Source organism: Rothia sp. HMSC036D11 (assembly GCF_001814205.1).
Classification (GTDB): Bacteria; Actinomycetota; Actinomycetes; order Actinomycetales; family Micrococcaceae; genus Rothia; species Rothia dentocariosa.
Genome location: NZ_KV815277.1, coordinates 165,350 through 188,804, shown reverse-complemented (window position 1 = coordinate 188,804; position 23,455 = coordinate 165,350). Strand labels below are relative to the sequence as shown.

General features: G+C 56.3%; 17 protein-coding genes. 10 read left to right on the top strand and 7 right to left on the bottom strand.

Annotated elements, in window-relative coordinates; translation table 11 throughout:
• Positions 1-325 precede the first annotated feature (325 nt).
• Positions 326-1,501, top strand: a complete 1,176-nt coding sequence (locus tag HMPREF2958_RS01780) for an ATP-binding protein (protein ID WP_070696023.1) — start codon at positions 326-328, stop codon at positions 1,499-1,501.
• A 127-nt stretch (positions 1,502-1,628) separates the two neighbouring features.
• Here HMPREF2958_RS01780 and pdxT read toward each other — a convergent pair whose 3' ends face one another.
• Together pdxT and pdxS are read right to left on the bottom strand one after the other, a co-directional pair.
• Positions 1,629-2,255: a pyridoxal 5'-phosphate synthase glutaminase subunit PdxT gene (gene pdxT, locus HMPREF2958_RS01775; protein ID WP_070696138.1), complete on the bottom strand. Its 627-nt coding sequence runs from the start codon at positions 2,253-2,255 to the stop codon at positions 1,629-1,631.
• A gap of 224 nt (positions 2,256-2,479) precedes the next feature.
• Complete coding sequence (gene pdxS, locus HMPREF2958_RS01770) at positions 2,480-3,391, bottom strand: pyridoxal 5'-phosphate synthase lyase subunit PdxS (protein ID WP_004006448.1); 912 nt, start codon at positions 3,389-3,391, stop codon at positions 2,480-2,482.
• 367 nt (positions 3,392-3,758) lie between these two features.
• Between pdxS and HMPREF2958_RS01765 the strand changes: the two genes are divergently transcribed.
• The 3 genes from HMPREF2958_RS01765 to HMPREF2958_RS01755 all read left to right on the top strand — a co-directional run bounded on the left by HMPREF2958_RS01765 (position 3,759) and on the right by HMPREF2958_RS01755 (position 6,605).
• A complete protein-coding gene (locus HMPREF2958_RS01765) occupies positions 3,759-5,399 on the top strand; it encodes a Na+/H+ antiporter (RefSeq protein ID WP_070696021.1) in 1,641 nt (546 codons plus the stop codon).
• Positions 5,400-5,520: 121 nt separating this feature from the next.
• The gene (locus HMPREF2958_RS01760; RefSeq protein WP_246827981.1) at positions 5,521-6,123 is read left to right on the top strand and encodes a hypothetical protein; all 603 of its coding nucleotides are present in this window, start codon (positions 5,521-5,523) and stop codon (positions 6,121-6,123) included.
• 77 nt (positions 6,124-6,200) lie between these two features.
• Positions 6,201-6,605, top strand: a complete 405-nt coding sequence (locus HMPREF2958_RS01755) for a hypothetical protein (protein ID WP_070696017.1) — start codon at positions 6,201-6,203, stop codon at positions 6,603-6,605.
• Between the two features lie 172 nt (positions 6,606-6,777).
• Here the strand turns inward: HMPREF2958_RS01755 and HMPREF2958_RS01750 are convergent, their stop codons facing one another.
• A complete protein-coding gene (locus tag HMPREF2958_RS01750) occupies positions 6,778-7,659 on the bottom strand; it encodes an EamA family transporter (RefSeq protein ID WP_070696015.1) in 882 nt (293 codons plus the stop codon).
• Positions 7,660-7,762: 103 nt separating this feature from the next.
• On the opposite strand from HMPREF2958_RS01750, the gene HMPREF2958_RS01745 reads away from it, so the two are divergent.
• From HMPREF2958_RS01745 to HMPREF2958_RS01735, 3 genes are all read left to right on the top strand, one after another.
• Positions 7,763-8,290: a MarR family winged helix-turn-helix transcriptional regulator gene (locus HMPREF2958_RS01745; protein WP_070696013.1), complete on the top strand. Its 528-nt coding sequence runs from the start codon at positions 7,763-7,765 to the stop codon at positions 8,288-8,290.
• A 140-nt stretch (positions 8,291-8,430) separates the two neighbouring features.
• A complete protein-coding gene (locus tag HMPREF2958_RS01740) occupies positions 8,431-8,847 on the top strand; it encodes an SRPBCC family protein (RefSeq protein ID WP_070696011.1) in 417 nt (138 codons plus the stop codon).
• On the top strand, positions 8,844-9,278 hold the full coding sequence (locus tag HMPREF2958_RS01735) for a MarR family winged helix-turn-helix transcriptional regulator (protein WP_070696009.1): 435 nt from the start codon (positions 8,844-8,846) through the stop codon (positions 9,276-9,278). Before HMPREF2958_RS01740 ends, HMPREF2958_RS01735 begins: the two co-directional genes overlap by 4 nt.
• 61 nt (positions 9,279-9,339) lie before the next feature.
• Here the strand turns inward: HMPREF2958_RS01735 and HMPREF2958_RS11105 are convergent, their stop codons facing one another.
• Positions 9,340-9,933, bottom strand: coding sequence for a hypothetical protein (locus HMPREF2958_RS11105; RefSeq protein WP_070696007.1), 594 nt, complete (start codon positions 9,931-9,933; stop codon positions 9,340-9,342).
• On the opposite strand from HMPREF2958_RS11105, the gene HMPREF2958_RS01725 reads away from it, so the two are divergent.
• Together HMPREF2958_RS01725 and HMPREF2958_RS01720 are read left to right on the top strand one after the other, a co-directional pair.
• Positions 9,932-11,533 (top strand): MATE family efflux transporter, encoded by a 1,602-nt coding sequence (locus HMPREF2958_RS01725; RefSeq protein WP_070696005.1) that lies wholly within the window; start codon positions 9,932-9,934, stop codon positions 11,531-11,533. The genes HMPREF2958_RS11105 and HMPREF2958_RS01725 overlap by 2 nt on opposite strands.
• A gap of 486 nt (positions 11,534-12,019) precedes the next feature.
• Complete coding sequence (locus HMPREF2958_RS01720) at positions 12,020-13,480, top strand: MATE family efflux transporter (protein WP_246827980.1); 1,461 nt, start codon at positions 12,020-12,022, stop codon at positions 13,478-13,480.
• Between the two features lie 40 nt (positions 13,481-13,520).
• Here HMPREF2958_RS01720 and nadE read toward each other — a convergent pair whose 3' ends face one another.
• Positions 13,521-14,351 (bottom strand): ammonia-dependent NAD(+) synthetase, encoded by an 831-nt coding sequence (nadE, locus tag HMPREF2958_RS01715; protein ID WP_070696003.1) that lies wholly within the window; start codon positions 14,349-14,351, stop codon positions 13,521-13,523.
• Between the two features lie 250 nt (positions 14,352-14,601).
• Between nadE and HMPREF2958_RS01710 the strand changes: the two genes are divergently transcribed.
• The gene (locus HMPREF2958_RS01710; RefSeq protein WP_070628087.1) at positions 14,602-15,072 is read left to right on the top strand and encodes a DUF4870 domain-containing protein; all 471 of its coding nucleotides are present in this window, start codon (positions 14,602-14,604) and stop codon (positions 15,070-15,072) included.
• Positions 15,073-15,410: 338 nt separating this feature from the next.
• Here the strand turns inward: HMPREF2958_RS01710 and HMPREF2958_RS01705 are convergent, their stop codons facing one another.
• Positions 15,411-19,022, bottom strand: a complete 3,612-nt coding sequence (locus HMPREF2958_RS01705; RefSeq protein ID WP_070696000.1) for a S8 family peptidase — start codon at positions 19,020-19,022, stop codon at positions 15,411-15,413.
• 153 nt (positions 19,023-19,175) lie between these two features.
• Entirely contained in the window at positions 19,176-23,117 is a 3,942-nt protein-coding gene (locus tag HMPREF2958_RS01700) for a S8 family serine peptidase (RefSeq protein ID WP_070695998.1), read from the bottom strand.
• Positions 23,118-23,455: the final 338 nt, after the last annotated feature.

Sequence of the window (23,455 nt, the reverse complement as noted above, 5' to 3'; positions counted from 1 at the left end):
GTAAAGTTGAATTAACCCTTTTCACCGGGGTAGAGCACACGGAACATCCTATGAAATATACCCCCGTGATGACTCTTAGGGTGGAGAGGGGAGATACAGCCTTTGTCTGGAAAGCACAACAGCTTCTGCAACCGCCTCGGAAAATAAGGCTGCGCGGTAAGTTATCCCAACTTATCCCTAGATATCCCCAAAAAGGGATATCCGGGGATAACTAGTTTTGCCGCTTGTCTCAACCTATCGGGACTTATCTTAAAAATTCCGATAACCCCCGATAGGTTCCGATAACTTCCTGTAGACTAAAAATCTAAGGAGGCTTCCGCAGATCATGACTCTTAATCCATTCCGCCCGGGTGCCGGGCATACTCCGCCCGAATTTGCGGGTAGGCAAGAACCGCTTAATACGTTTACTAATATCCTGCGTCGTACCGAGATAGGGGCTATTAGCCGCGGCATGATGCTTTACGGGCTGCGCGGGATGGGTAAAACCGTGCTTCTGCGCCGTTTGCAGGAAGACGCAAAACGTGCCGGATGGGTAACGATCTCTCTGGAAAGCGGAATGGGGAAGAACGCGTATGCTCAAGTTCGCACCCGCCTGGGTAAAGAACTTGCCCTAGCTGTTCGAGGCTACCAACAGCAAAGCCACTGGAAGAAACTCTTATCGAATGTCGCCTCTCTATCAGCGACGCTTGGTTTTGCCGGAGCCTCCGTCGTGCTTAAAGCTGATACGCACCACTCCGATACAACGGGTCTTCTAGACTTTGATCTTCCAGAGACACTACTTTCTATGGCTCGGGAACTCAAAGACCAAACGCCTAGTACTGGTGTGGGTATTTTCATTGATGAGATTCAAGATCTTGATCACGAGATGCTCGATATTCTGTTGACAACCCAGCATGAAGCCGGGCAAAAAGAGCTTCCATTCTATATTTTCGGAGCTGGACTGCCTTCAGTTCCCACGAAACTGGGCGAGATTAAGACTTACGCCGAAAGGCTCTTTAGCTACCATCCTTTAGAGCGTCTCAATGATGATCAGACCAGGCTGGCTTATGCTGATCCTATTGCTAAAAATGGCGGTAGTATCACGCAGGATGCGCTTGCAGAACTTGTGGACCAATCCCACGGATACCCTTATTTCATTCAGCAGTTTGGGCGGGATGCCTGGGACTGTGCCAGCGCGGGCAATATCACTGAGGATGATGTTCGTGTAGGCGTCACCCTGGGCTGGGAAGAACTAAACCGCGGATTCTATATGACGCGGTGGAACAGGGCAACAGAATCTGAGAAACACTACTTGGTGGCGGTCGCTGATCTTATGTCTGAGGAAGAAGGAGATTCTGTGCCGGTCTCAGAGGTATCCAGCCGGATGAAATCTATTACAACGTCTTTGAGTGCCCGCCGCGCATCCTTAATTGAGAAAGGTGTACTGTACAGCCCCGCATATGGTCGGATCGCTTTTACGGTTCCGGGGATGGACCGGTTCATTAAGCGGTCGGCACAGTAGCTGCACGAAGTTATCTCAACCTATCGGGACTTATCTTAAAAATCCCGATAACCCCCGATAGGTTCCGATAACTTTTGTTCTCCCACATAAAGGCTCTTTTTATACTAGGGGAGAGACGGGAAAGGGCCTACCGAATTAGCGAGAGCAGTTCCTCGTGCACGATGGTATCGCCTGTGACTTCCGGGTGGAAAGAAATGCCGATAATGTTCCCGGCGCGCACACCTACAATCTTGCCCTCATGATGCGCCACCACCTGCACGCCTTCACCGGCGCGGGTCACAATCGGCGCGCGAATAAACGCCGTATCGATCACGACTTCCTCACCTGAGGGTGTAAGCCACGGCAGATGAACCTGCGCCGAATCGACCTGCGAGCCGAAGGCGTTACGCCCAACCGAAACATCCAAAACACCGAGCGACTGCTGCCCCGGAGCCGGATCGTCAATCACAGTCGAGAGCATAATCAGCCCGGCACAGGTTCCCAGGGTCGGCAAGCCCCCCGAAATCGCCTCAATCAACGGCTGACGCAGTCCAAAAATCCTGGTCAGCCTGTCAATCGTGGAAGATTCGCCGCCGGGCAGAACCAGCGCATCCAGGTTCGCCAGCTGCTCGGCACTTTTGACGAGCACCACCTGCGCATCCAGTGATTCGAGCATGCGCGCGTGTTCGGCGACACCGCCCTGCAGCGCCAAAACACCCACAGTTTTGCCCGCACCGGGCAGGGCAGCCGGGGGAAGAACCTCAGTCTCGCTCATGAGCCTATCTTTCTGCAACACGAGGTTGCGCACAGTGTAGAACGTTGAGTTGCGGGCTGCGTTTGAGAGCACCAAACTCACCCGAGCAGATAACGTATCTGAACAGAGTCGGGGGGGGGCGAAGCCCGCATCGAGCTTCACCCCCTGCATGCCTTGGCCGGGCGCTCGCCTGATCCGAAATATACCGATCGGCGAGCACGCATCCGCCACGTGGCGGCCTATACTTACCAGCCGCGCTCCGCCAGACGATGCGGCGCGGGCAGATCGGCAACGTTGATGCCGACCATGGCCTCGCCCAAACCGCGCGATGCATCCGCCAGTTTTTCGGGGTCGTTGTAGAACGCGGTCGCCTTCACGATGGCCTTGGCACGTGCCTCGGGGTTGCCGGATTTGAAGATGCCGGAGCCGACGAATACGCCGTCCGCGCCCAGCTGCATCATCATGGCTGCGTCGGCGGGGGTTGCCACGCCACCGGCGGTAAACATGACCACGGGCAGCTTACCGGTCTTCGCAACTTCGAGCACCAGATCGTAGGGGGCGGCAAGTTCTTTCGCCTTCACGTACAGCTCGTCGGGCATGGTGTTGTACAGGCCCTGCAGCTCGGCGATCTGGCGCTTAATGGTGCGGATATGCTTGGTCGCCTCCGAGACGTCACCGGTGCCCGCCTCACCCTTCGAGCGGATCATGGCGGCACCCTCGGCGATACGGCGCAGCGCCTCGCCCAGGTTGGTGGCGCCGCATACGAACGGCACCGTGAACTGGTGCTTGTCAATGTGGTTCACGTAATCGGCGGGGGAGAGTACCTCTGACTCGTCGATGTAATCCACCTTGAGGCTTTCAAGAATCTGCGCCTCAACAAAATGCCCGATGCGCGCCTTCGCCATCACGGGAATCGAGACGGCGTTAATGATGCCCTCAATCATATCGGGGTCGGACATACGGGCCACACCGCCCTGCGCACGAATATCGGCGGGTACGCGCTCAAGCGCCATGACGGCGACGGCACCAGCATCTTCGGCGATCTTGGCCTGTTCGGGGGTGACGACGTCCATAATAACGCCGCCCTTGAGCATGTCGGCAAGCCCGCGCTTCACGAGCGGGGAGCCGGTTACTGGGGAATTAGTCTGTTCAGTCATGCCCCCATTTTCTCACGTTCGATGCATGGACGCTCACTTTGCGACGGAATTTCTGCGGATGCGCGCGCATCTTTGTGTCTGCATGACACGAATCGTCATATTTCGTGAGGTTTGCGGCGCTATAAAGCCTCGTAAGCCGACTCCTATAGAACAGATAACTAGACCGCTCGGTGTGCACCCCTGCACGGGGTATCTTACATTCGCGCGTCTTTTGCACCTAGAAGTACAGCACCGCGAAGAGAGTGCCGTTCAGCATAAAGCCCCGTATTTTTACCCGTGATATGTTGGAATATGCGCGCCTTCACAGGTGTTATTCTGGCGCTGTTTATTCCTCTTCAATCTCCAACACACATCAAGGAGCATCACCGTGCTTGAAGTCATCATTGCCCTATCGCTGGCAATTCTTCTGGGTAATATCCTCGCCCATAAAATACGGATAACCCCCGCCATTATGCTCATTTTCATGGGGCTTGTGCTGGCGCTCATCCCCGTTCACGCCATGCACGAGGTGCGCGAGACCGGGCTGCCCCCGCACGTGATTCTCGAAATCTTCCTGCCCGTGATGCTGTTCTGGGAGACCCGAAACACCTCCTGGCGTGAGGTGCGCGCCCGTCTGCGCGGCATTCTGCTCTCGGGCACGGTGCTCGTAATTTTCACGGCGTTCGTTATCGCCTGGGTGCTTCACACATTTATGGGCGTCTACCTGTGGCATGTGGCGCTGATTATCGGCGTGGCGCTCGCCCCTACCGATGCCGTGGCCGTGGCAACGCTCAACGGCAAACTCCCCAAATCTTCCATCACCACCCTTAAAGCGGAAGCACTCATTAACGACGGCACCACCCTAGTTCTTTTCGCACTCGCCCTGCAGCTTGCGGGTGGTCATGAACTGGCCCTGGGGACCGCATCCGGAATGTTCTTCTTCTCGTTCCTGATCGGAAGTCTCGTTGGCCTGGCCGTCGGATGGGGTGCGAATAAGCTGCGTGCGCACATCGGCAACCCCATGAACTTCAGCGTGTTCATGTTTACCGTGCCGTTTATTGCTTTCTTCCTGGCTGAAGAGATCGAGCCTTTTGAGGGCATGAAAGGTTCCGGAGTGGTGGCTGTGGTGGTCGCCGCTTTCTACCTGACCTATCGCGGACCGGATACCATCAAACCCCAAAACCGTTTCTACGGTCTGCCCATCTGGTCGTTTGTCTCCTATGTCATGAACGGTGCGCTCTTCGTGCTCGTGGGTGTTCAGCTGCCCAGCGCCACTGCGCCTGTGGATGATGTTCTTCGTGAATACAACTATGCGTGGGCTTTGACGTTCGCCGTGATTGTGGTGGCATGGCTTGTTTCCATTGCGGCGCGTTTTATTTTCCTGCACGTCTCGATCGGTATTATTCGTGCCCTTGACCGTTCAGAAAAGCAGAAGCAGCTGCGCACAACTTTCCGTGGCCGTGTAGTGAGTACCTTTGCGGGACTGCGCGGCGGTGTTTCCCTCGCGGTGGCTCTCTCCGTGCCGACTGATGTTCCCGCGCGTGACTTTATTATCTTTATTGTTGCGGGCGTGGTTCTGCTGTCGATGGTGGTTCAGGGGATGCTCCTGCCGCTCGTTATTAGGTGGGCGAAAATTCCGGTTGATACCACCGAAGAAGATGAGATTAATGAAGCAGTGCGCACGATCATTGCCGAGTCCTTCGACTCTGTGGCTGAGATCGGCCAGGAAATTGGTGCACCACAGTGGATTATCGACCGCATTGCCGATGAACAGATGTACAACGCGAGTATGTACCGCAACCTGCACGCCGTTCGTAAAGACGGTGCGAACGCGCCGGAAGAAGCCCGCCGCATTATTGAAGCGAGCGACCTTGAGAAAGAGCTGCGTCTGCGGCATTTGGAGAAGCAACGCAGTGTGCTCAAGCGCCTGCGTAATGAGCGCACAATCGACATGAATGTGCTCCACGCGATTCAGGAAATCCTGGATATTGAGGAGGCTCGCGTGCTCGGCCCGGTTGAGCTGGAGTAGCCCCGAACGGCTCCAGAAGTGCTAAACCCCGGGTGTATTCTATATTCCGTATATGGAATATTAAGGATGCTCCCGGGGGTTTATGCGGGATTTTAGGGTGCTGCGCGGTATTCTGGTACACGTGAGCACGAAACCCTCGGCATCGACCCCGCCCCCGAGCGGAAAAGTTCCGCGCGCTGTTGGTACCGCGCAAGGGCGCGCATCGTTAATGCTGCACGCGCTGATATACCTTATCTTTGGGATTATCACCGTTTTTGTGCAGACCCCTGATAATGTTTTCACCAAAATACTTTTGGGCCTCTGGATGCTCGCGCTCGGCACCTCACACGCGCTCACGGCCTGCGGGATGCACTACGGGCCCGCGACGAGCGCATCGCTCAGTTCGGCGGCACTCGTGCAGGCGGCATCCGGGGCTTTACTCGTGATAATACCGGATACCCTTGCTCTTATTATTCTGGCGGTATGCGCCGGTTCGGGCCTGCCGGGGCTGATTAAGCTGCTCTTAGGGATGCGCTACCGTAGCGCGGTGGCTGTGTGGCGCGACTGGGCTCTGGAAGGGGGCGTGCTTCTTGCGGTTGCTTTACTTCTGCCGTTTGTGGGGGAGATAGGGGCGAAAGCGACCCTGGGAGTTCCCGGCGGCGGGGCGCTAATTATCGGCGTTTTTCTGCTGGTGGGTTCTCTGGGTCCGAATGAGAAAGCGAGCGCTGACCGAACAAAACCTTAGTTCATATAGCACCCAGGTTTTAGAGGTGTATTGCAACGGCGCGTACACTGGTTAGACACACACAAGAGGAGGAACGAGTGGCTGAAGAACGCCCCCGCGGATTTAAAGCGCAGGTGAAAGGTCCCCTGCTGGTTGCCGCTGCTCTGGCTGTAGCGGCTTTCTTCGCCGTATTTATTTTTGCAACCGGTGGCACCCGCAACCACCCCAACCTCGTGTTGGCCTTAGGTGTGGCGGGCGCGGTTTTTGTGGTCACCCTCGTAGTGTGTGCAACCCTGATCTTAGCGGAACGCCCGAACGATCCGTCCCTAGGGCAGGGTACGGGTATCAACAAATCCTCGGCGAAGCTCTACGAGCAGGCGAAGGCCAAGCGCGAGGCAGCGGAGCGTGAAAAAGCCCGTGCTGAGAGGAATTCACAGGCGGCTGAAACCAAAGAGGAAACAGCCAAGAATGACGCTGAGCCGCCTAAGACGACTGATAGCTAATCGGCGCGCTGGGGCGGTATGCTAAGCTGGTTCCATCTTTATGAGTAAAGGCAAGAGAAATCGGTAGCTCCAACTGCCGGCCCCTCTCTACGGGTAGAACAATTACCTTAGGCTCTTGGTGCTTTATGCGCATCAAGAGCCTTTTTATATCGTGTGTGTGACGGTAAGAAAACTATTTTGTGTGGGAAAGAGTCGCTTTTCGAGCGCCCATCATCGCGCGCTGTACCCCCACTATTGAGGTCAGTACCAGCACGAAGCCGAGCATCGAAAGCGGTGTCATGTTTTGTCCCAAGAAAATCCAGCCAAGGATAAAGGCGGTGACTGGGCTGAGCGGTCCCAGGGATGCAATGACCGCGGGTGGCAACTTCGAGAGTCCATGAAAATACACGCAGTAGGCGAGCGCGGTGCCCACCAGGCAGAGGAAGGCGTATCCACCGATGTTCGCGGCGGTCAGCGGTGGCAGCGGTTCCTCGGTCAGCAGGGCAATGGGCAGCAGGAATATTCCGCCCACGAGCAGCTGCCATCCTGTCATGGCGAGAGTCGAGAGAGACGATGTTCCTGAGGCGGTGAAGAAAATTCCGCAGGCCATGGCGACAGCCCCGGTGAGCGCCGCAAGAATACCGATCACATCGAAGGTGGTGCTGGGGGATGCGACCAACAGAATAATGCCGATAATTCCCATAAGTGCGGCAAGCCATGCCGAAGCGGGAGTCGCTTTCTTGGCAACTGTTCGGGTGAGGACGAGGACGAAAATAGTTTGTGTTGAGCTGAGAATCGCCGCCAGTCCGCCGGGCAGGCGGTACGCAGAGACGAATAGCATCGCCTGGAATAGACCGATATTGAGGGTGCCGAGAAGAATAATTCGGCCCAGCTCGTTCTTGAGCGGGAACTCTCGGGTGATGAGCAGTAGCAGCAACCCTGCTGGCAGCACGCGGATCAGTGCGGCGGTGAAGGGACGGTTGGGCGGCAGAAACTCGGAGGTGATGAGGTAGGTTGATCCCCAAACCATGGGGACGAACGCCGTGATGATCAGCAGAGGAAGACGGTTTTTCATAGTTCTTCGCAGTCGGATAGATGCCTTGAGTTCAAGATAAATCCTAATCGCTTTTTGTCTTGAAAGCAAGATAAAATAGTCGTGAGTCGATTTTAGGAGGAATATGTCGAGCGCCCGTTCCCGCAGTATCCACCCCGATGCCGTGGACGTCATTATTGATCAGTGGAAACGTGAACTCCCTGAATTGGCTTCTGAAAATATGGCCCTGATTGGCCGTCTTAGGCGATGCTCCATTCTGCTCGCGCCGCGTCTTGACGAGGTTTTTGCTGCCTATGATCTCAGTAATGGCGCCTTTGACGTGTTGGCGACGTTACGCCGTGCGGGTGCGCCCTATATTCTGACCCCGACCGAGCTTTTTGCTTCGCTCATGGTTACTTCGGGCACTATGACAACCCGCCTGCAGAAGGTGCAGAAGCGCGGGCTCATTGAGCGCATCCCTAACCCGGACGATGCCCGCAGTATGCTCGTGAAGCTGACGGGCGCCGGGCGTGAATTGGTAGAAAAAGTCGTCTTCGAACACGTGGAAAACGAGCGGCGTATTCTGGAAAAGCTGCCCGCTGAGACACACCGTCAGCTGGATGCAGGCCTCGCCGAACTGATGCAGGTGCTGGAGGATGCGAAGAAGGGCTAGGGTAGTGCCGCGTTAGGCTACCATGCTTCATGGTTCCTCTGAGAGACGCTTTTTGATATATTAGTAAATGCATTGATAATCAATGTATTTACTAATATACGCAATGGAACATAACACTCTCGTAAGAAGGGGAATACGCGATGTGGAGCACCCAGCATTCTCAGATTACTGATGTCAGCATACCGGCTTTATGGCGCACCTTTATTGCGGTGCACAGTGGAGAACTTACCCTGCCCGGCGGCGACCATTTTGAACCTGAACGGGAACTCGCAGTGGGTACACGCATCGCAATGACTCCTGCCGGTCAGGAACAGGTCATCTCAACGGTCACCGAGTTCGTGCCTGAAAAGCGCTACGCCGACGAGACCCCGTTTAACGGTCTAATCCTGATCTTCCGTCACGAGTTTGAGCCCGTCAAGGAAGGCACACGCATTACTCACACCCTAGAAATCACAGGGGAAGAGGCAGATACCATAGGTGCACACATAGGGCCTGGTATAAGCTCTGATTTTCCCGCCCAGATGAACGAGCTTATTAAGGCGGCGCGTGCATCATGAGTGTTAGCAGGTTTGCTAACCCTGGTGCTGACAGCCCGGGGTTTGTACTGTGGAAACTAACCCAGCGATGGCAGCGAGCGGTAGCTGATGCCCTGGAACCGCTGGGTGTTACGCAGACTCAGTTCGTGATTCTCGCCTGCGCCTACTGGCTGACTCAAAAGACCGAATCTGTACAACAGATCGATATTGCTAAAGCTGCTGGTATGGATGCACAAATGGTCTCTGACGTGCTGCGGCGCCTAGAGAAAAGCGAGCTTGTGCAGCGTGTTTCAAGCCCTACAGACGGGCGGTCAAAGAATGTTCTTCTCACGGACGCGGGGCAGGATATTGCGATTCGGGCGATTCCCGCTGTCGAACAGGTAGATGCACAATTCTTCGGTACAATGCGCTCGACAACTATGGCGGATCTGCGGGCGGCGCTTGAGAGGTAAATGGGACATTTCTCTCCGGGAGGAGAGTGCCTTCTGCCAGCCCCTCTCTGTGAGTAGGGTATTACCTCAGGCTCTTAAACCAAGCTGAGATAAAGCCTACAACATGTGAAACGGCTTGAGCTGATCCATCAATCAGAATGTAGCTGACGAGGATCGCTTGAGCCGTTTCTACTAGTTCGTAGAGAGACATGTCTACTCGCGCTTGCGCGCCTTCCGCACGCAGATTTGGTGCCTCGCGCGCTCGGAATCTGCGGTGCTCCAGCTCATCCGCCCCGAAAGTCATCACGGAATGTAAATTTGCAAACTGTGCCGGTGACTCATTCCGGGAAGAGGGCACTAATAACTTTACCGCATACTTTACGCAGAAAATGTGCCCCTTTGAAAGCGTTAGCGTGTAAAAAGGCTCTTTATGTGAATAAAACGTTGAAAAACTCTCTTTATTCACATAAAGAGCCTTTTTGCGTGGGAGGTTAGAGGGGGAAGCAGGGGAGAGGATCGGGAGGAAAAGCAACGAGATGAAGGGCTTACTTCTCAACAGGAAACGGGTACAATAGAGTCCCCTGCCCGCATCCGGCATGTAGCGCTGACCGATATTACCTGAGCCATGCCGCCCCAGAGACGGGCGCACTCCACAGACCGAGAAACGCATCTTCATGACACATAAACCTAAACATTCCCTGCCCGAAAATACCGGCGCAGCAGACAAACCCAACGTAGCAGCAAAACTTGGCACAGTAGCGCCGTCCGAGGCGAACCCGCCCGTCACCGGTGCAGTTCCGGCGGTGACAGGAACCGTACCCTCCACCACTGGCGCCATCCCGGCTGTGCCCGCACCTGATACAGGCCCCGGGATACCCAATATGGACGATCCCAAAAACATCTACCTGCTCAAAGACGCACCCGTTTTCAAGGCGCTTCTTGCCCTGGGTATCCCCATGGCGGCAGGTCTGGCGATCACCAGCATTTACAACGTCATTAACTCCTACTTTGTGGGGCACTACGGCACTGTCGAAGAGCTCGCCGCCACCGGATACGGCGTACCTGTCTTCGGTATCATCATGGCGATTGCGGGTGTGTTCGGCCTGGGCTCATCAACCCTGGCGTCGCGTCTGCTGGGCGAAGGCAATGAGGCACGTATTCGCAACGTAACCTCATTCGCCCTGTACTCCGCGCTCGCCTGTGGCGTGGTGGTTGCCATTGCCGGGTTCCTGTTCGCAGACCCGATTACCGGGCTGATGGGCGCTTCCGGGTCATCCTTTGAACCAACCAAAACCTTCGTGCACCTGCTCTTTGTGGGTGCGCCGTTTTCGGTCGGCATGTTTACCCTGGAACAGCTGGTGCGTTCTGAAGGTTACGCCAAACAGTCTATGTACGGCATTATCTGGGGCGTCGTCATCAACTCAATTTTCGATGTTCTGCTGATTGCGGTCCTCGGCTGGGGTATCGCCGGTGCCGGTTGGGCGATGCTCGCCGCAAACGCCGCATCCATGGTGTATTACCTGCAGTTCCTTATTCGCAAGAGTCCCAACTTTTCGTGGAAACCCAGCGATTTTGTGATCGCTGGCGACATTATTAAACCCGTGTTCGCCGTGGGCGCCGCCGAACTGATTCAGAGTGCAAACCTGACCGTTTCCGTGCTGGTGCTCAACAATATTGCGGCAGGATACGGTGACGACTCCGTGGCCGCTTTCGGGCTGGCGATGCGTCTAAACATGGTACCCGAAATGCTGTGTATGGGCATCTGCATGGGCGGTATTCCGCTCTTCGCCTACGCCTACGGTGCCCGCAATCGAGACCGAGTACGTTCGGCGCTGAAAACCGCCGCAATGGTATCGGTGGCAACCTCCATTATCTTCACCACCCCCGTTTTGATATTCCGTCGCCAGCTGCTTGAACTCGTGGGCGACTCCTCGCTGGTTGCCACCGGCGAGAAAGTACTGGTCGCGCTCATGCTTGCCGCCGTGTTCAACGCCGTGAGCATCGTGTTCGTCTCGTGGTTCCAGGCCGCCGGTAAAGGCTTGCCCGCCACGCTCATGACCCTGGGCATTGCCCTGCTTTTCTTCCCCGCAGTCATCTTCGGCAATATGTGGTTCGGCTTCGACGGCCTCACCTGGGCGTTCCCCTTCACCCAGATTTCGGCGTGCGTACTGGGCGTGATCCTGTTCTTCGCAACCGGCGGTACTAAGGTGAAGGATGCGCCCGCATCGGGCACCCCTGAGCACGGCGTGACCGAGATTAAGGTTGAGTCTGAGTAGCGGGTCTGCACTTTCTGTTATTCGCACCCGTGAAAACGCTCTGACCTGAGTGTATGCCCGAAGCATTATATAGCGGTGGACCCTGGAAACAGAGTTTCACCGCTGTATAACGCTTTTTGGTATATGCCAGATAAAGCAGCTCGAATAATATGCTCAAAACCGCATATAAGGTTCTGCCGTGCAGAGCAGTATCAGAAGTTATTCCGTCATGGAACGACCTGCATATGCCCCACACGGGCACAGCCGTGTATGATAAGCGAGGCGGCAGCCCCGCACTCAGGGAGAGCCAACCGGTTATATGCGTTTACCGGCATATAAGGAAAAACTTGCGGTATTGGTGCCATGTGAGGTTATTGCATGGCACATACATATGCCGCAGGATTATTCCAGACTGGGTATATACCCTTGTCAGGCTTATATGCCTATACTCCATGCGCTCGCACGCCGCCTACGTTCAGCGACCATTACCCTATAAGGAGGTACACCGTGCCCCAGGCCGAGCATCTCGGTGTACCCGAAACACAGGTTGCTGGGGGTACCGCATCGACGGCAAGTGCAGACGAGCTTTCCCGCGAAGTTCTTCATCAAAACAACCTGAGTGAAGACTCCCGAAACATTTACTTCCTCAAAGATGCCCCGGTGATGCGCGCCCTGCTTGCCCTGGGTATCCCCATGGCAACCGGGCTGGCGATCACCGCCATCTACAACGTGGTGAATTCCTATTTCGTGGGGCACTTTGGCACGGTTGAAGACCTCGCCGCGCTTATCTTCGGGTTCCCGGTGGTAGGCGTCATTACCGCGCTGGCGGGACTTTTCGGGGTGGGCGCATCCACCCTCACGGCACGATTGCTGGGCGAGGGCAACACCGAACGCATTCCCGCAGTTACCTCTTTCGCTGTCTATGCTTCTCTAATCTTCGGCGTAGGGCTGGCGGTAGCGGGGATCTTTTTCGTCGATCCGCTCACTCGGCTGATGGGTGCCGGTGGTGCCACCTATGAACCGACTCGCTGGTTCGTGACCGTGCTGTTCCTTGGTGCCCCGCCCTGGATGTGTATGTTTACCCTGGAACAGCTGGTGCGCGCCGAAGGGTACGCCAAACAATCCATGTACGGCCTGCTATGGGGAGTACTCGCCAACCTCGTGCTGGATGTGCTGCTCATCGGCGTTTTACGCATGGGCGCGGCGGGCTCTGGCTGGGCTCTCATGGGGACAAACGTCGCCTGCATTATTTATTACATGCTGTTTTTGACCGCGAAGAGCAAGAATTTTTCGTGGTCGCTCAAGGATTTCACGCTCTCTGCCGACGTGCTTAAACCCGTGCTCTCTGTAGGGTCCTCGCAAATGGTATCGAGTCTTTTCCTCGTTGTCTCGGCCCTGGTGCTCAATAACCTGGCGGTTAAATACGGCGATGCGGCGGTCGCCTCTTTCGGCGTCTCGATCCGTCTGATCATGGTTCCGCAAACCCTATGTACAGGTATCTGCATGGGCAGTATTCCACTTTTTGCATATACCTACGGTGCGGGGAATCGGGAGCGTCTGCGTGCCGCACTCAAGGTCGCGGTGCTGCTCTCGGTCGGAACCTCGGCAGTGTTCTCGATTCCGGTCTGGGCGTTCCGCGATTGGGCGCTGTATCTTGCGGGCGGACCCAGCATCATCACGGCGGGGGACCAGGTACTCACCGCCCTGCTTTTCTCAACCGTTTTCTATGCGTTAGTGATGCTGCTTGTCGCCTGGTTCCAAGCTTGCGGTAAAGGCGTGGCGGCGGTAGTTTTGACCGCGAGCGTGGGCGTTTTCTTTTTCGTCACGGTCTTCGCGGGAGATACACTTTTTGGATTTACCGGCCTCACCTGGGCTTTCCCTGTCACGCAGATGGGGTCGTGCGCGCTCGGGGTGGCTCTGTTTTGGGCGAGCGGGCGCACGCGCATCCGGCAGCTTGAAAAAGCGTAAGCACAGAATAAGCCGCCAGGCAACGAGCCTCACCCAAGGTTTACTTCCACCACGTATCGGCGATACCCACTGGAACCGTGCGTTTATGCCGACTGCGCAGGTAGATAGTCTCTAGCTTTTCGGCGACGGCGGGGTCAATTTCTTTACCCTCCAGGTAGTCGTCGATCTGCGGGTAGGTGATGCCGAGTTCGTCCTCATCGGTGCGCCCGGGGATACCGTCAAGCAGGTCGGCTGTCGGCGGCTTAGCCCACAGCCGCTCGGATGCGCCCAGAACCCTCAGAAGCAGCTGATTCTGCCGCTTATTCAACCCGGACAGCGGCAGTATATCCGCCCCTCCGTCGCCGAACTTCGTGAAGAAACCGGTCACGGATTCCGCCGCGTGGTCGGTGCCGACGACCAGCAGGGACGGGTCGCCAGCGAGCGCATACTGGGCAATCATGCGGGCACGCGCCTTAATATTTCCCTTGTTAAAGTCGCTGATGGGCGTGCCCACGGCAGCCGTGTAGGCGGTGTCGAAGCCATCGACCGCATCCGCAATATTGAAGGTGACGGCACGGTCGGGGGCGATGAATTCGAGGGCCTTTTGTGCGTCTTCTTCGTCGACTTGGGTTTTATAGGGCAGGCGCACCGCCATGAACTGAGCTTGGTATCCTTCAGCGTTGAGTTTTTCGCTGGCGAGTTGGCAGAGCCTGCCCGCCAGTGTGGAATCGATGCCGCCGCTAATGCCGAGCACGAATCCGCGGGTGCTGGTCGCTTTCGCGTAGTCGCAGAGGAATTGTACGCGCCGCTGTATTTCCTCACGCGCCTGGTCTTCGGTCATATTGGGACGAACACCCATCTGTGCCACGATTTTTTCCTGAAGTTCACGCATATTTCTAGTGTACGCGGGCGCCGTTTTGCTGAGGGAACGAAAGTTAATGCAACTAATCTAAAAGATTAGCCGAATCTTTTGCTACAAAGAGCTAATTTGCTATTGTTTTTAGTCTAGAAATACTACAAAGTGTCGCGGTGTATAAAACAGGCGGAACTATTTGCATTTTTGTTAGCCTTGGATAGGTTCGCCTAATATTCGGTGAACCCCACACATCGCACTGATAGACCTCGAATGAAAGTACACTATCATGAGCCAACAGAACTTTGACCCCAATCAATATGGCCAACAGCCCGCACAGGGTATGCCTCAGCCGGTGTCGGGACAGGCGCCGGATGCGCAGGGCAAGGCAACGTTCGCGCATATATCCATTCTGCTTACTTGGATCGCCACGCTTATTATGTGGTCGATCTATAAGGATAAGCCCGGATACGAGGTTGTTAAACGTGCCGCAGCGCGTGCCTTCAACGTCTCGATTACCATTTCGATTGCAACGATTGTGGGTATGATCATTCCCCTTATTTTGGCAGTAGTTGCTGTAGCTGGGAAAAGCAGTGGACTTGCGGTTGTAGCCCTTATTCTCATGGTGGTTGTGGCAATCGTTGTTGGTATATGGGGGATTGCTGCTTTCGTATGCCACATTATTGGCGCGGTGAAGGCCAATGCGGGAGAGACGGATTATAAGTACCCGCTGCCCGCCTTGAAGATCTTGAAAGATTAGTAAGGCCTAGAGCATAGACTTTCAGAGTCGATAACAATACCCTCGCAGTGAAAAGCCTCTTAATAAACCTAGAGCTTTCTACTGCGGGGGTATTGTTTCATCGTTCGGGATAACCTGTCGTGGTGAAACCGATGTGCTAGAGACCCGCCAAAACTTCACACATAGGCACGGACAAGGCTTTATATCAGTATCGGAATATAAGAATATGCTCTCGATTCCCTCACTGCCGGAGGAACCGAGAGCATATTCGTGATTGGTTATATACCGTGTGGACTATATACCGGAATCGGTATACAGCCAGGTCAGCGTGCTAACGCATAGTTGGCGTATTCCGCACGCTATTTCGGCAAAGACGTATCTGCCTTTGGAGATTCTGTAGGCTCTGAGGGACCCGGTAGCGAGCTATCCTTCGGAGATTCCGTGGGTTCTGATGGGCCCGGCAGTGAGCTATCCTTCGGAGACTCTGTAGGCTCTGAGGGACCCGGCAGACTGCTCTGCTGCTGCTCGCTCAGCGGAACCACCTGGGCGCGTTCACCGGCAGCTCCGTTCTGACCGCTCAAATCGCCGGTACCGTTGTGCAGGTGCAGGAAGAGTGCCGAAGGCTTCTCGCCCTCAACGCGGTGCACCTTTACCTCGCCGCCGTTACGGTCGGCAAAGAGCCCCGGAACACCCGCGCTCTCACCCTCGAACCATACCTTCGGCGCGAACGGGTTGAAAGAGATCTTCTCGGTGGCATCAACATAGTCGCCGCCAGCCTTCGCATTGCTCCACGTGTTCGTTGAAACCGCATAGTCAATGCTCGAAGCCGAGTCAGCTGTCAAACCCAGATCCTTGAGCGGCACACCCAGCACCATCACGTTTGTATCCATGATGTTCGTATCGGTATCGCCCCAAGCGCCATTAAGCGGGTACCGATTGGTTATTTCCCAGGTATCCCCATTCGCCTTCCACACCTTCACGAGTGGGTAATCCAGACCCTTTTCGGGCCCCACCTCAAGGTTGTAGTCGGGCTTACCGTCACGGTTGGTATCGAGCGTCACCTGAAGCTGACGTCCCGGGTGCATGGAATCCCAAATACCCCAGGTTGAAATACCGAAGTAGATCTTACCGTCGTTCGGATTCTGCCCGGCTGCCTTGAGCGCCGGAGCGTCCGAAGCGGCACCTACATACTGCAGATCCATGCTCTGGCTTGAGGGAAGATCCAAATTCTCGGTGGGGATGCGCGGGCTTGCAGCCCCCAGCTCGAAGGCTCCCATCATGGACCGGTAGCCGCCCTGGTTCACATCCTGCCCGGCGAGTTTGACGGTGGTTTCGGTGGCTTTACCATTCTCAAACTGAATCTCAGAGCCTTGAACCTTCATCGTAGAGATAGGCTTCGGCGCCGCATGAACGGGCAGGCGTATAAGCTCCTCCCAATCGTCCTGGTTCGCGTCCTTAAGGAGTATGCGGCCGGAGACGCTCGCAATATACTGACGTTTGCCCGAGATAATAGGCTGGTACTGCCCATCAGTATAGGCCATGGCAGTTTGCTCTTTCTCCAGGGTGGGATCCATGGTCTTTTCCAGGAAGGGGGTGTAAGTCGAGAAGGTGATAGGAACTTTGACGGTCTCACCCGGTTCTACGGTCACCAGGGGCGGTACTTCGGGACCTGAACCAGGGATTTCGGGACCATTCTGGTACGAAAGCTCGTAGGTGTGAGCCACCGAATCCATATTCCGCACGACAATATTGCGGGTTACGGTATGGTCTTCGCCATCGAGAGGATATTCGAGAACGCCGAATGATAGGGAAACCCGTTCGGGAGTTTCCTCATTGTAGACCAGAACCTTCGCGTTGACCGCCTTCTTGGCGTTCACGAAGCCAGACCCCACACGATCAACAGCATATTTATATCCTGAATTGTTGGTGACATTGGTGTCTGCGCTGTTCATGATCGCAGCCTTCACCATAGCCGGGGTATAGTCTGGATGCGCCTGCATCACCTGCGCGGCAATGCCGGAGACATGCGGTGCCGCCATTGAGGTTCCGGTGTTGTAAACCCCTTCGGTGCCCTGGCCGACTGACGCCGAAAAAATATCAACTCCCGGCGCAGCAACATCGGGTTTGATGAATCCTTCGGTGCCGTGCTGACCGCGAGAACTCATAGAATTGAGGCCGAATTCGAGCCTGGTAGGAATATGCGTTGCCTTCTTATAAGCCTCATTCGCTTCAACCTTGAAAGTTCCGGCCTCCACGTAGGGTTTTATGTCTGCGGCGAAGGCGGTGTTAATGCGGAACCCGGGGATCGTGGCGTTACCGCCAAACCCTTGTTGGGCAGGATAGTCCTTGAGGACGAGCAGCACGCCCGTGCCACCCGCCTGGGCAACATGATCGAAACGTTCGGCGGAGGAACAGTTGACCTTGTAGGTGTAGTCTACTTCCCAGTCGAGCATCACCCATTTACCCTTGATCTTTTCAGCCTCTTCCGGGGTGAAGGGTTTACAGCCGTCATGGTTGCGTTCGGGCGCGAGGGTGACATAGCCGGTGCGTTTATCGGCAGGTGCCTTATCGAGGGGGAAATTGAGCGAATAGTCACCATCAATAAACTTAAAGTCCCTAAAGACGCCGTCAATAAAATCAAGGGGAATTCCGTTTTCGGGGCTGACAATTTTGAGCTGATCAGACACGCTCATAGTGCCGTTGGCGTTCGCAACCGAAATGCTGGATGCGGCGTTGGCGGGGCTGCCCGAATCCGAGTAGGTATCGCCCACGCCGTTGAACTCATTAGCGTTACCCGCCGCCGTGACGGTGAGAATACCTTGCTGCGCGAGGGCATCCACCATAGCGGAGTCAGGGTCATCAGCCGGAGAAAATTCGCTGCCGAGGGACAGGTTGATGATATTGGCGCGATCCGAGAAATCGCCGTCCTCATTGGGGTCTAGGGCGCGGTCGAGTCCCTGCATCACCACGTTTGAGCTGCCCTGGCACCCGAACACGCGGATGCTCAGCAGCTGCGCCTCGGGGGCGGAACCGGGACCGATCTTCATGTTCTTGAGATCGTTTTCGGTGAGTTTGGAGTAGTCGCCGCGGAAGGTACTGCCGTCGGCATTCACCCCGTACCCCGCCGCGGTACCCGCCACGTGGGTGCCGTGCCCGCCGGTTCCATACCCTTCAGGACGGCAGTCGAGCGGATTGTTATCGGGCTTAGGGGTCGAACCCGCGTCGAGAGCGTTGTAGTCATCACCCACGAGGTCGATGCCGCCAACCACTTTGGACCGGTCGATAAGCCCGGAGTCGGCATCGGGCAGGTCCGTCAGGGTTTTGGCTTTTTCGTAGGCTTCTTTCGTGCCGGGCCCGCCAAAGTCGGTGTGGGTGTAGTCGATTCCGGAATCGACCACCGCGATCTTGATGCCCTTACCGGTGTACCCGGTGCTTTCGGCCCAAGCCTGCACGGCCTTAGAATCTATATCGCTATACGCATTCATGCTCTTTTTCGCCACAATGGGGGTGATGCGCTCGACATCATCCCGCCCGGCAAGAGAACGGATTTTCTCGGCATCGCCGTGCAGGGCTGCGCCGCGCATCGTATTGTGCACGGTATAACGTATTTCTGCACCGGAATCCTGAGCCGCTTGGCGAGCCTGATTCTCGACCTGCTCCTTGATAGAGGTGGCCTCACCCTGCTTCTTAACGGGTTCCTGCTTATTGTGCAGAACCTCGTCGGGCTGGGTCTGCTCGTAGGCACCCTGACCCTTGAACTTAACGAAGACGAGCACATCTCCCTCCGCCTTTTTCATGGTGGGGGAGAGCGCATCTGAACTCTGCGGTGTGGGGGTTGCGACATACTGCCCGTTTTCGTTGATACCGCCTGGGTTTATGTCTGCGCTGGCAGGCGTGCCAAGCGCTAACAGAATACTTGTCGCGGCGGCAAGGCACCCTAAGGCGCCTCGTCTGCGATGATTCGGAAGCATATCATACTCCTTGATCCTTTGAAGGTAACAATGTACAGATGATGCGGAGTGAATATGTGTTAACCCTCGTAAGAAGCGGGGATACGCCCGAAAAGGTAGGATTTTCCCACCTTCTCGGGCGAAAACCGCTGCTCGCGGGGCGGATTAGGGGGGCTAACCCTCAGCCTTGAGCACGCCCTGGTTGTAGCGGTACAGGAACGCCGCCATCGCATCGCGGTGGATAGGCTCCAACGGGCGGTAGGTTTGATCCGGCCACCCGGTCGTCACCTTCTGCGCGGCAAGCCATTCGATCTCGCGGTAGAACATGCTATTCGGGGCAACATCCTTAAACGTGGGCTTATCCGGTGCCGTGAAGGCCGGGCTGCCCGCATACCGGTAGAAGAACGCCGCCATAGCATCGCGGTTAACCGCATCCTGCGGGCGGAAGGTGCCATCCGCATAGCCCGTCGTCAGCCGCTGCGCCGCAAACCACTCAATCTCCTTGTAGAACTGGTCGCCGGGAGCCACATCCTTGAACGTGGGCGTGCTCGGCGCGGTGAACTGCGGCGAACCCGCCAGGCGGTAGAAGTACGCCGCCATGGCGGCACGGCTCGTATTCTCGGCGGGACGGAACGAACCATCCGGGTAGCCGGTCGTGATACGCCGCTGCGCCAGCCAGGCGATCTCGGTGTAGAACATATCGCCCTCCTTCACATCCGTGAAGCGCGGGGCAGAAGGGGTCTCCGTGCTCTGCTCGCTCACCGGAAGCACCTGGGCGCGCTCGCCGCTCGCACCCTGGGAACCCGAAAGGTCTCCGGTGCCGTTGTGCAGGTGCAGGAAGAGAGCCTTAGCCGAACCCGCATCCGAGGCGCGGTGCAGCGTCAGCTCGGTGGCCGGCGCATCCGCGAAAATCCCGGGGATGCTCGACTCGGTACCGCTGAACCACACCTTCGGGGCGAAGGGGCTGTAGGTAATCCAGTCGGTCTGGCTGACGTTCTCCCACTCGTACTGGGTGATGGACTCAACGCTGTAGCGAATCTGCGGGGCGTTCTCAGCCGTCAAACCCAGATCCTTCAGGGGCACGCTCATGATGAGTGTGTTTGTGTCCATCATGTTTGTATCGGTATCGCCCCAGGCGCCGTTGAGCGGATAGTAGGCGAGCTGCTCCAAAGACCCGTTCTTGTAGCCCATCAGGCGCACAATCGGGAAGTCCAACCCTGCGGAACGGTCGGTTTTGAGCACGTAATCGGCGCGGTTATTGCCGTCCGTATCAATATTGACCGTGAAGGTGTTTTCCTCAGAGATCACATCCCAGTTCCTCCACGTGCTGATGCCGAAGGAAAGCGTACCTTCGTTCGGGTCTTTGCCTGCTTCCTTGAGCGCGGGCGCGTTCGAGGACGCACCCACATGCTGTAGGTTCGCCTTCATATCGCTGCTGACCCACAGGTTGCTCGGGTTAACACGATTCACCGATGCGCCCCACTCGAAGGCCCCCAGCAGGGAGCGGTATCCGCCCTGGTTCAGCTCAGTGCCCTCTAACGTGACTCGCGTCTGGGAGGAGCCAGCGGGAACCTGCACGTTATTGCCCGCAACCTTCATGGTCGAAACCGGTTTGGGTGCCGCATGCAGGGGAACGCGCAGGGTTTGGTCGCCTTCGGTCAGCTTAATACGCCCGGATTCGGAGGCGATAAACTGCCGTGCCTGCTCGGGAACCATGGTCTTACCCGTGTTCAGGTCGATGGAGGACTGGGTCTTTTCCATCGCCGGGTCCATAGTTTTCTCCAAGCGTGCAGGGTCAATCGTGACCTTCACCTGGAAATTCTTCTTCTCACCCGGCTGAACCGTAATGCTGGAAGGCATCGAGAATTCAACACCGGGCATATCGGTGCTTCCCGCATAGGAAATCGAGTAGGTGTGCGCCTTGGAATCGAAATTCTCGACCGTCATCTCGCGGGTGAGCGACTGCTGGCCTGCATCTGCCGCATATTCCAGCACGCCGAAAGTCTGCGAGACCTGCTCGGGACGGTCCGCGTTGTACAGAAGCACGCGGGTATCAACAGCGGCCTTCGCATCAATGCGCCCCGAACCCACGCGATCCACCGCGTAGGTATGCCCGGCGGCATCGTGCAGGTCATGATCTGCGCTGTTCATCATTGCCGCCTTGATCTGAATCGGCGAATAATCCTGATGCGCCTGCAACACCTGCGCCGCCACACCGGAGGCAAAGGGCGCAGACATCGACGTACCCGTGTACTGAATCGAGCCCGTTCCGGTGCCCACGGCGGCAGAGGAAATATTATTCCCCGGAGCGGCGAGATCGGGCTTCGTGTACCCGTACGAGCCGTGGAACCCGCGTGCGCTCGAGGTTGTCAGCTCATCAAATTTACCGCTCTGAACGCGCAGACCACCCTTGAGGTCTTCGCCCAGGCGAATCTCTAGGGTGCCAGCCTGTGCGGCTTCGCGAACCTTATCGGATGCGCTCTTCGCCACCCTGAAGCCCGGAATAGTTTCGTTCCCGGCGATCCCCAGTTCGGCGCGCTCTTCCTGGGAGGACAGGACGACGCCCTTAGCGCCAGCTTTCTCCGCATTGTCGAAACGGACTTTCGAGCCGCACGAAATAGTACCGTCCTCGTTTGCCCACTCGATAAAGACCCACCGGTCCTTGAGCTTGGCGGCGTCTTCGGCGCTGAATGCCTCACACCCGAACTTATTCGATGCGGGCGCCGCAACGACTTGACCCCGCAGGGTCTCTTCGGAGGCTTTCGAGTAGTTGTAGTCCACCGAATAGTCGCCCGGAATCTTCCCGGCAATCTGGCTGGGCGCAAGAATCTGCGCCGCATCCATGGCGTAGGTTGAACCCACCGAGTTCGCCACCGTCAGCGCCGAAATGGCGTTCGCGGGCTGGCCAGAGTCCGAGTAGGTATCGCCTACACCGTTGTATCCAGTCGCGTTACCCGCCGAGACAACGGCGAGCACACCCTGGCGGAACAGCGTTTCGACGGCGTAGGATTCCGGGTCATCTTCGGGCGAGAACTCGCCGCCAAGAGACATGTTTACCACCTGCGCGCGGTCTGAGAAATCGCCGTCGCCGTTGGGGTCGAGCACCTTATCGAGAGCCTGACCCACCAGGTTGGTGGCACCGCTGCACCCGAAGACGCGGAAACTGTAAAGCTGAGCATCCGGTGCAGAACCGGGACCGATCTTCATCTCGCCCAGTTTCTCAGGTGTCAGCGTGGAATAGTCACCGCGGAAGGTCTTGCCTTGCGCATCCACGCCCCAACCTGCTGCGGTACCCGCCACGTGGGTGCCGTGACCGCCGCTGATGCAGTCGATCGGGTTGTTATCGGGGACTGCCGTGTTCAGTCCGTTATAGTCGTCACCGGCAAGATCGTACCCGCCTAAGAACTTCGCGGGGTCGTAGAGACCGGACGATGCTTCCGGCATATTGGTGAGTTTCGTGGCTTCGTCAAAGGCTTCTTTCGTGCCGGGCCCGCCAAAGTCGGCGTGTGTGTAATCAATTCCCGAATCGATCACCGCAATCTTGATGCCCTTGCCGGTATACCCGGTGTTTTGCCGCGCCCAATTCTCGGCGGCCCCGGTATCGACGACGGAACCCGCATTTTGACGGTATTTCGGCACGATCGGGCTGATGCGCTCAACATCCGGGCGGGATGCGAGCTCACGGATCGCCTGGGCATCGCCCATGAGCGCCACGCCCGGCATTACGTTATGGGTGGTGTATAGAACTTTCGCGTGCGATTCTCCCGCTACGGACTGCGCCTGTGACTCTACGCGGGTCTTGATCGCCTGCACCTGTGCCTGAGCGTTCACGGGTGCCTGCCTGTTCTGCAGAACCGCCCGCGGCTGGGTCTGCTCATAGGCGCCTTGACCCTTGAACTTGACGTAGACCGGTATGGTGCCCTGCGCCTTTAGCATGCTGGGGGAGAGTACCTGCTGCTGCGTGTGCTGTTGTGAGGTTCTCAGGTCTGGGTCTTGCCCTCTCAACGGTGTCTCTGCTGCGTTGAGTGGTACCGCCGTGGAGGCGATAAGACCGAGCCCTAGAACCGCCGATAACCCGATGCGGGTGCACGCCCGCCAGGTGTTGGTGGATGCCATGATGCTCCTTGTGTTTGATAGTGTCGAACCCGAGTCAGCACTTTTGGTAACTATGGTTCGGTGTGATATGCGAGCGCATCGCGTTTTAAAAAACGATGTGTCTTGCACTATCAATTCTAAGAAGTTTTACTCTAGAGTTTTATCAAGGACACCAAAAATATTTATAAAATTTATACATAAATGTAAATTCTTTACTTCTATAGTTCTATATATTCCCTCAAAACATCCGGTATTCGTGCCACAAAAATCTACCGTATAAATATGGTGCGCGCTATGATAAAAAGACCAAAAACACCGAATAAAAACCTTGTCGAAGCTGAGTTGCTCATATCGTCGAG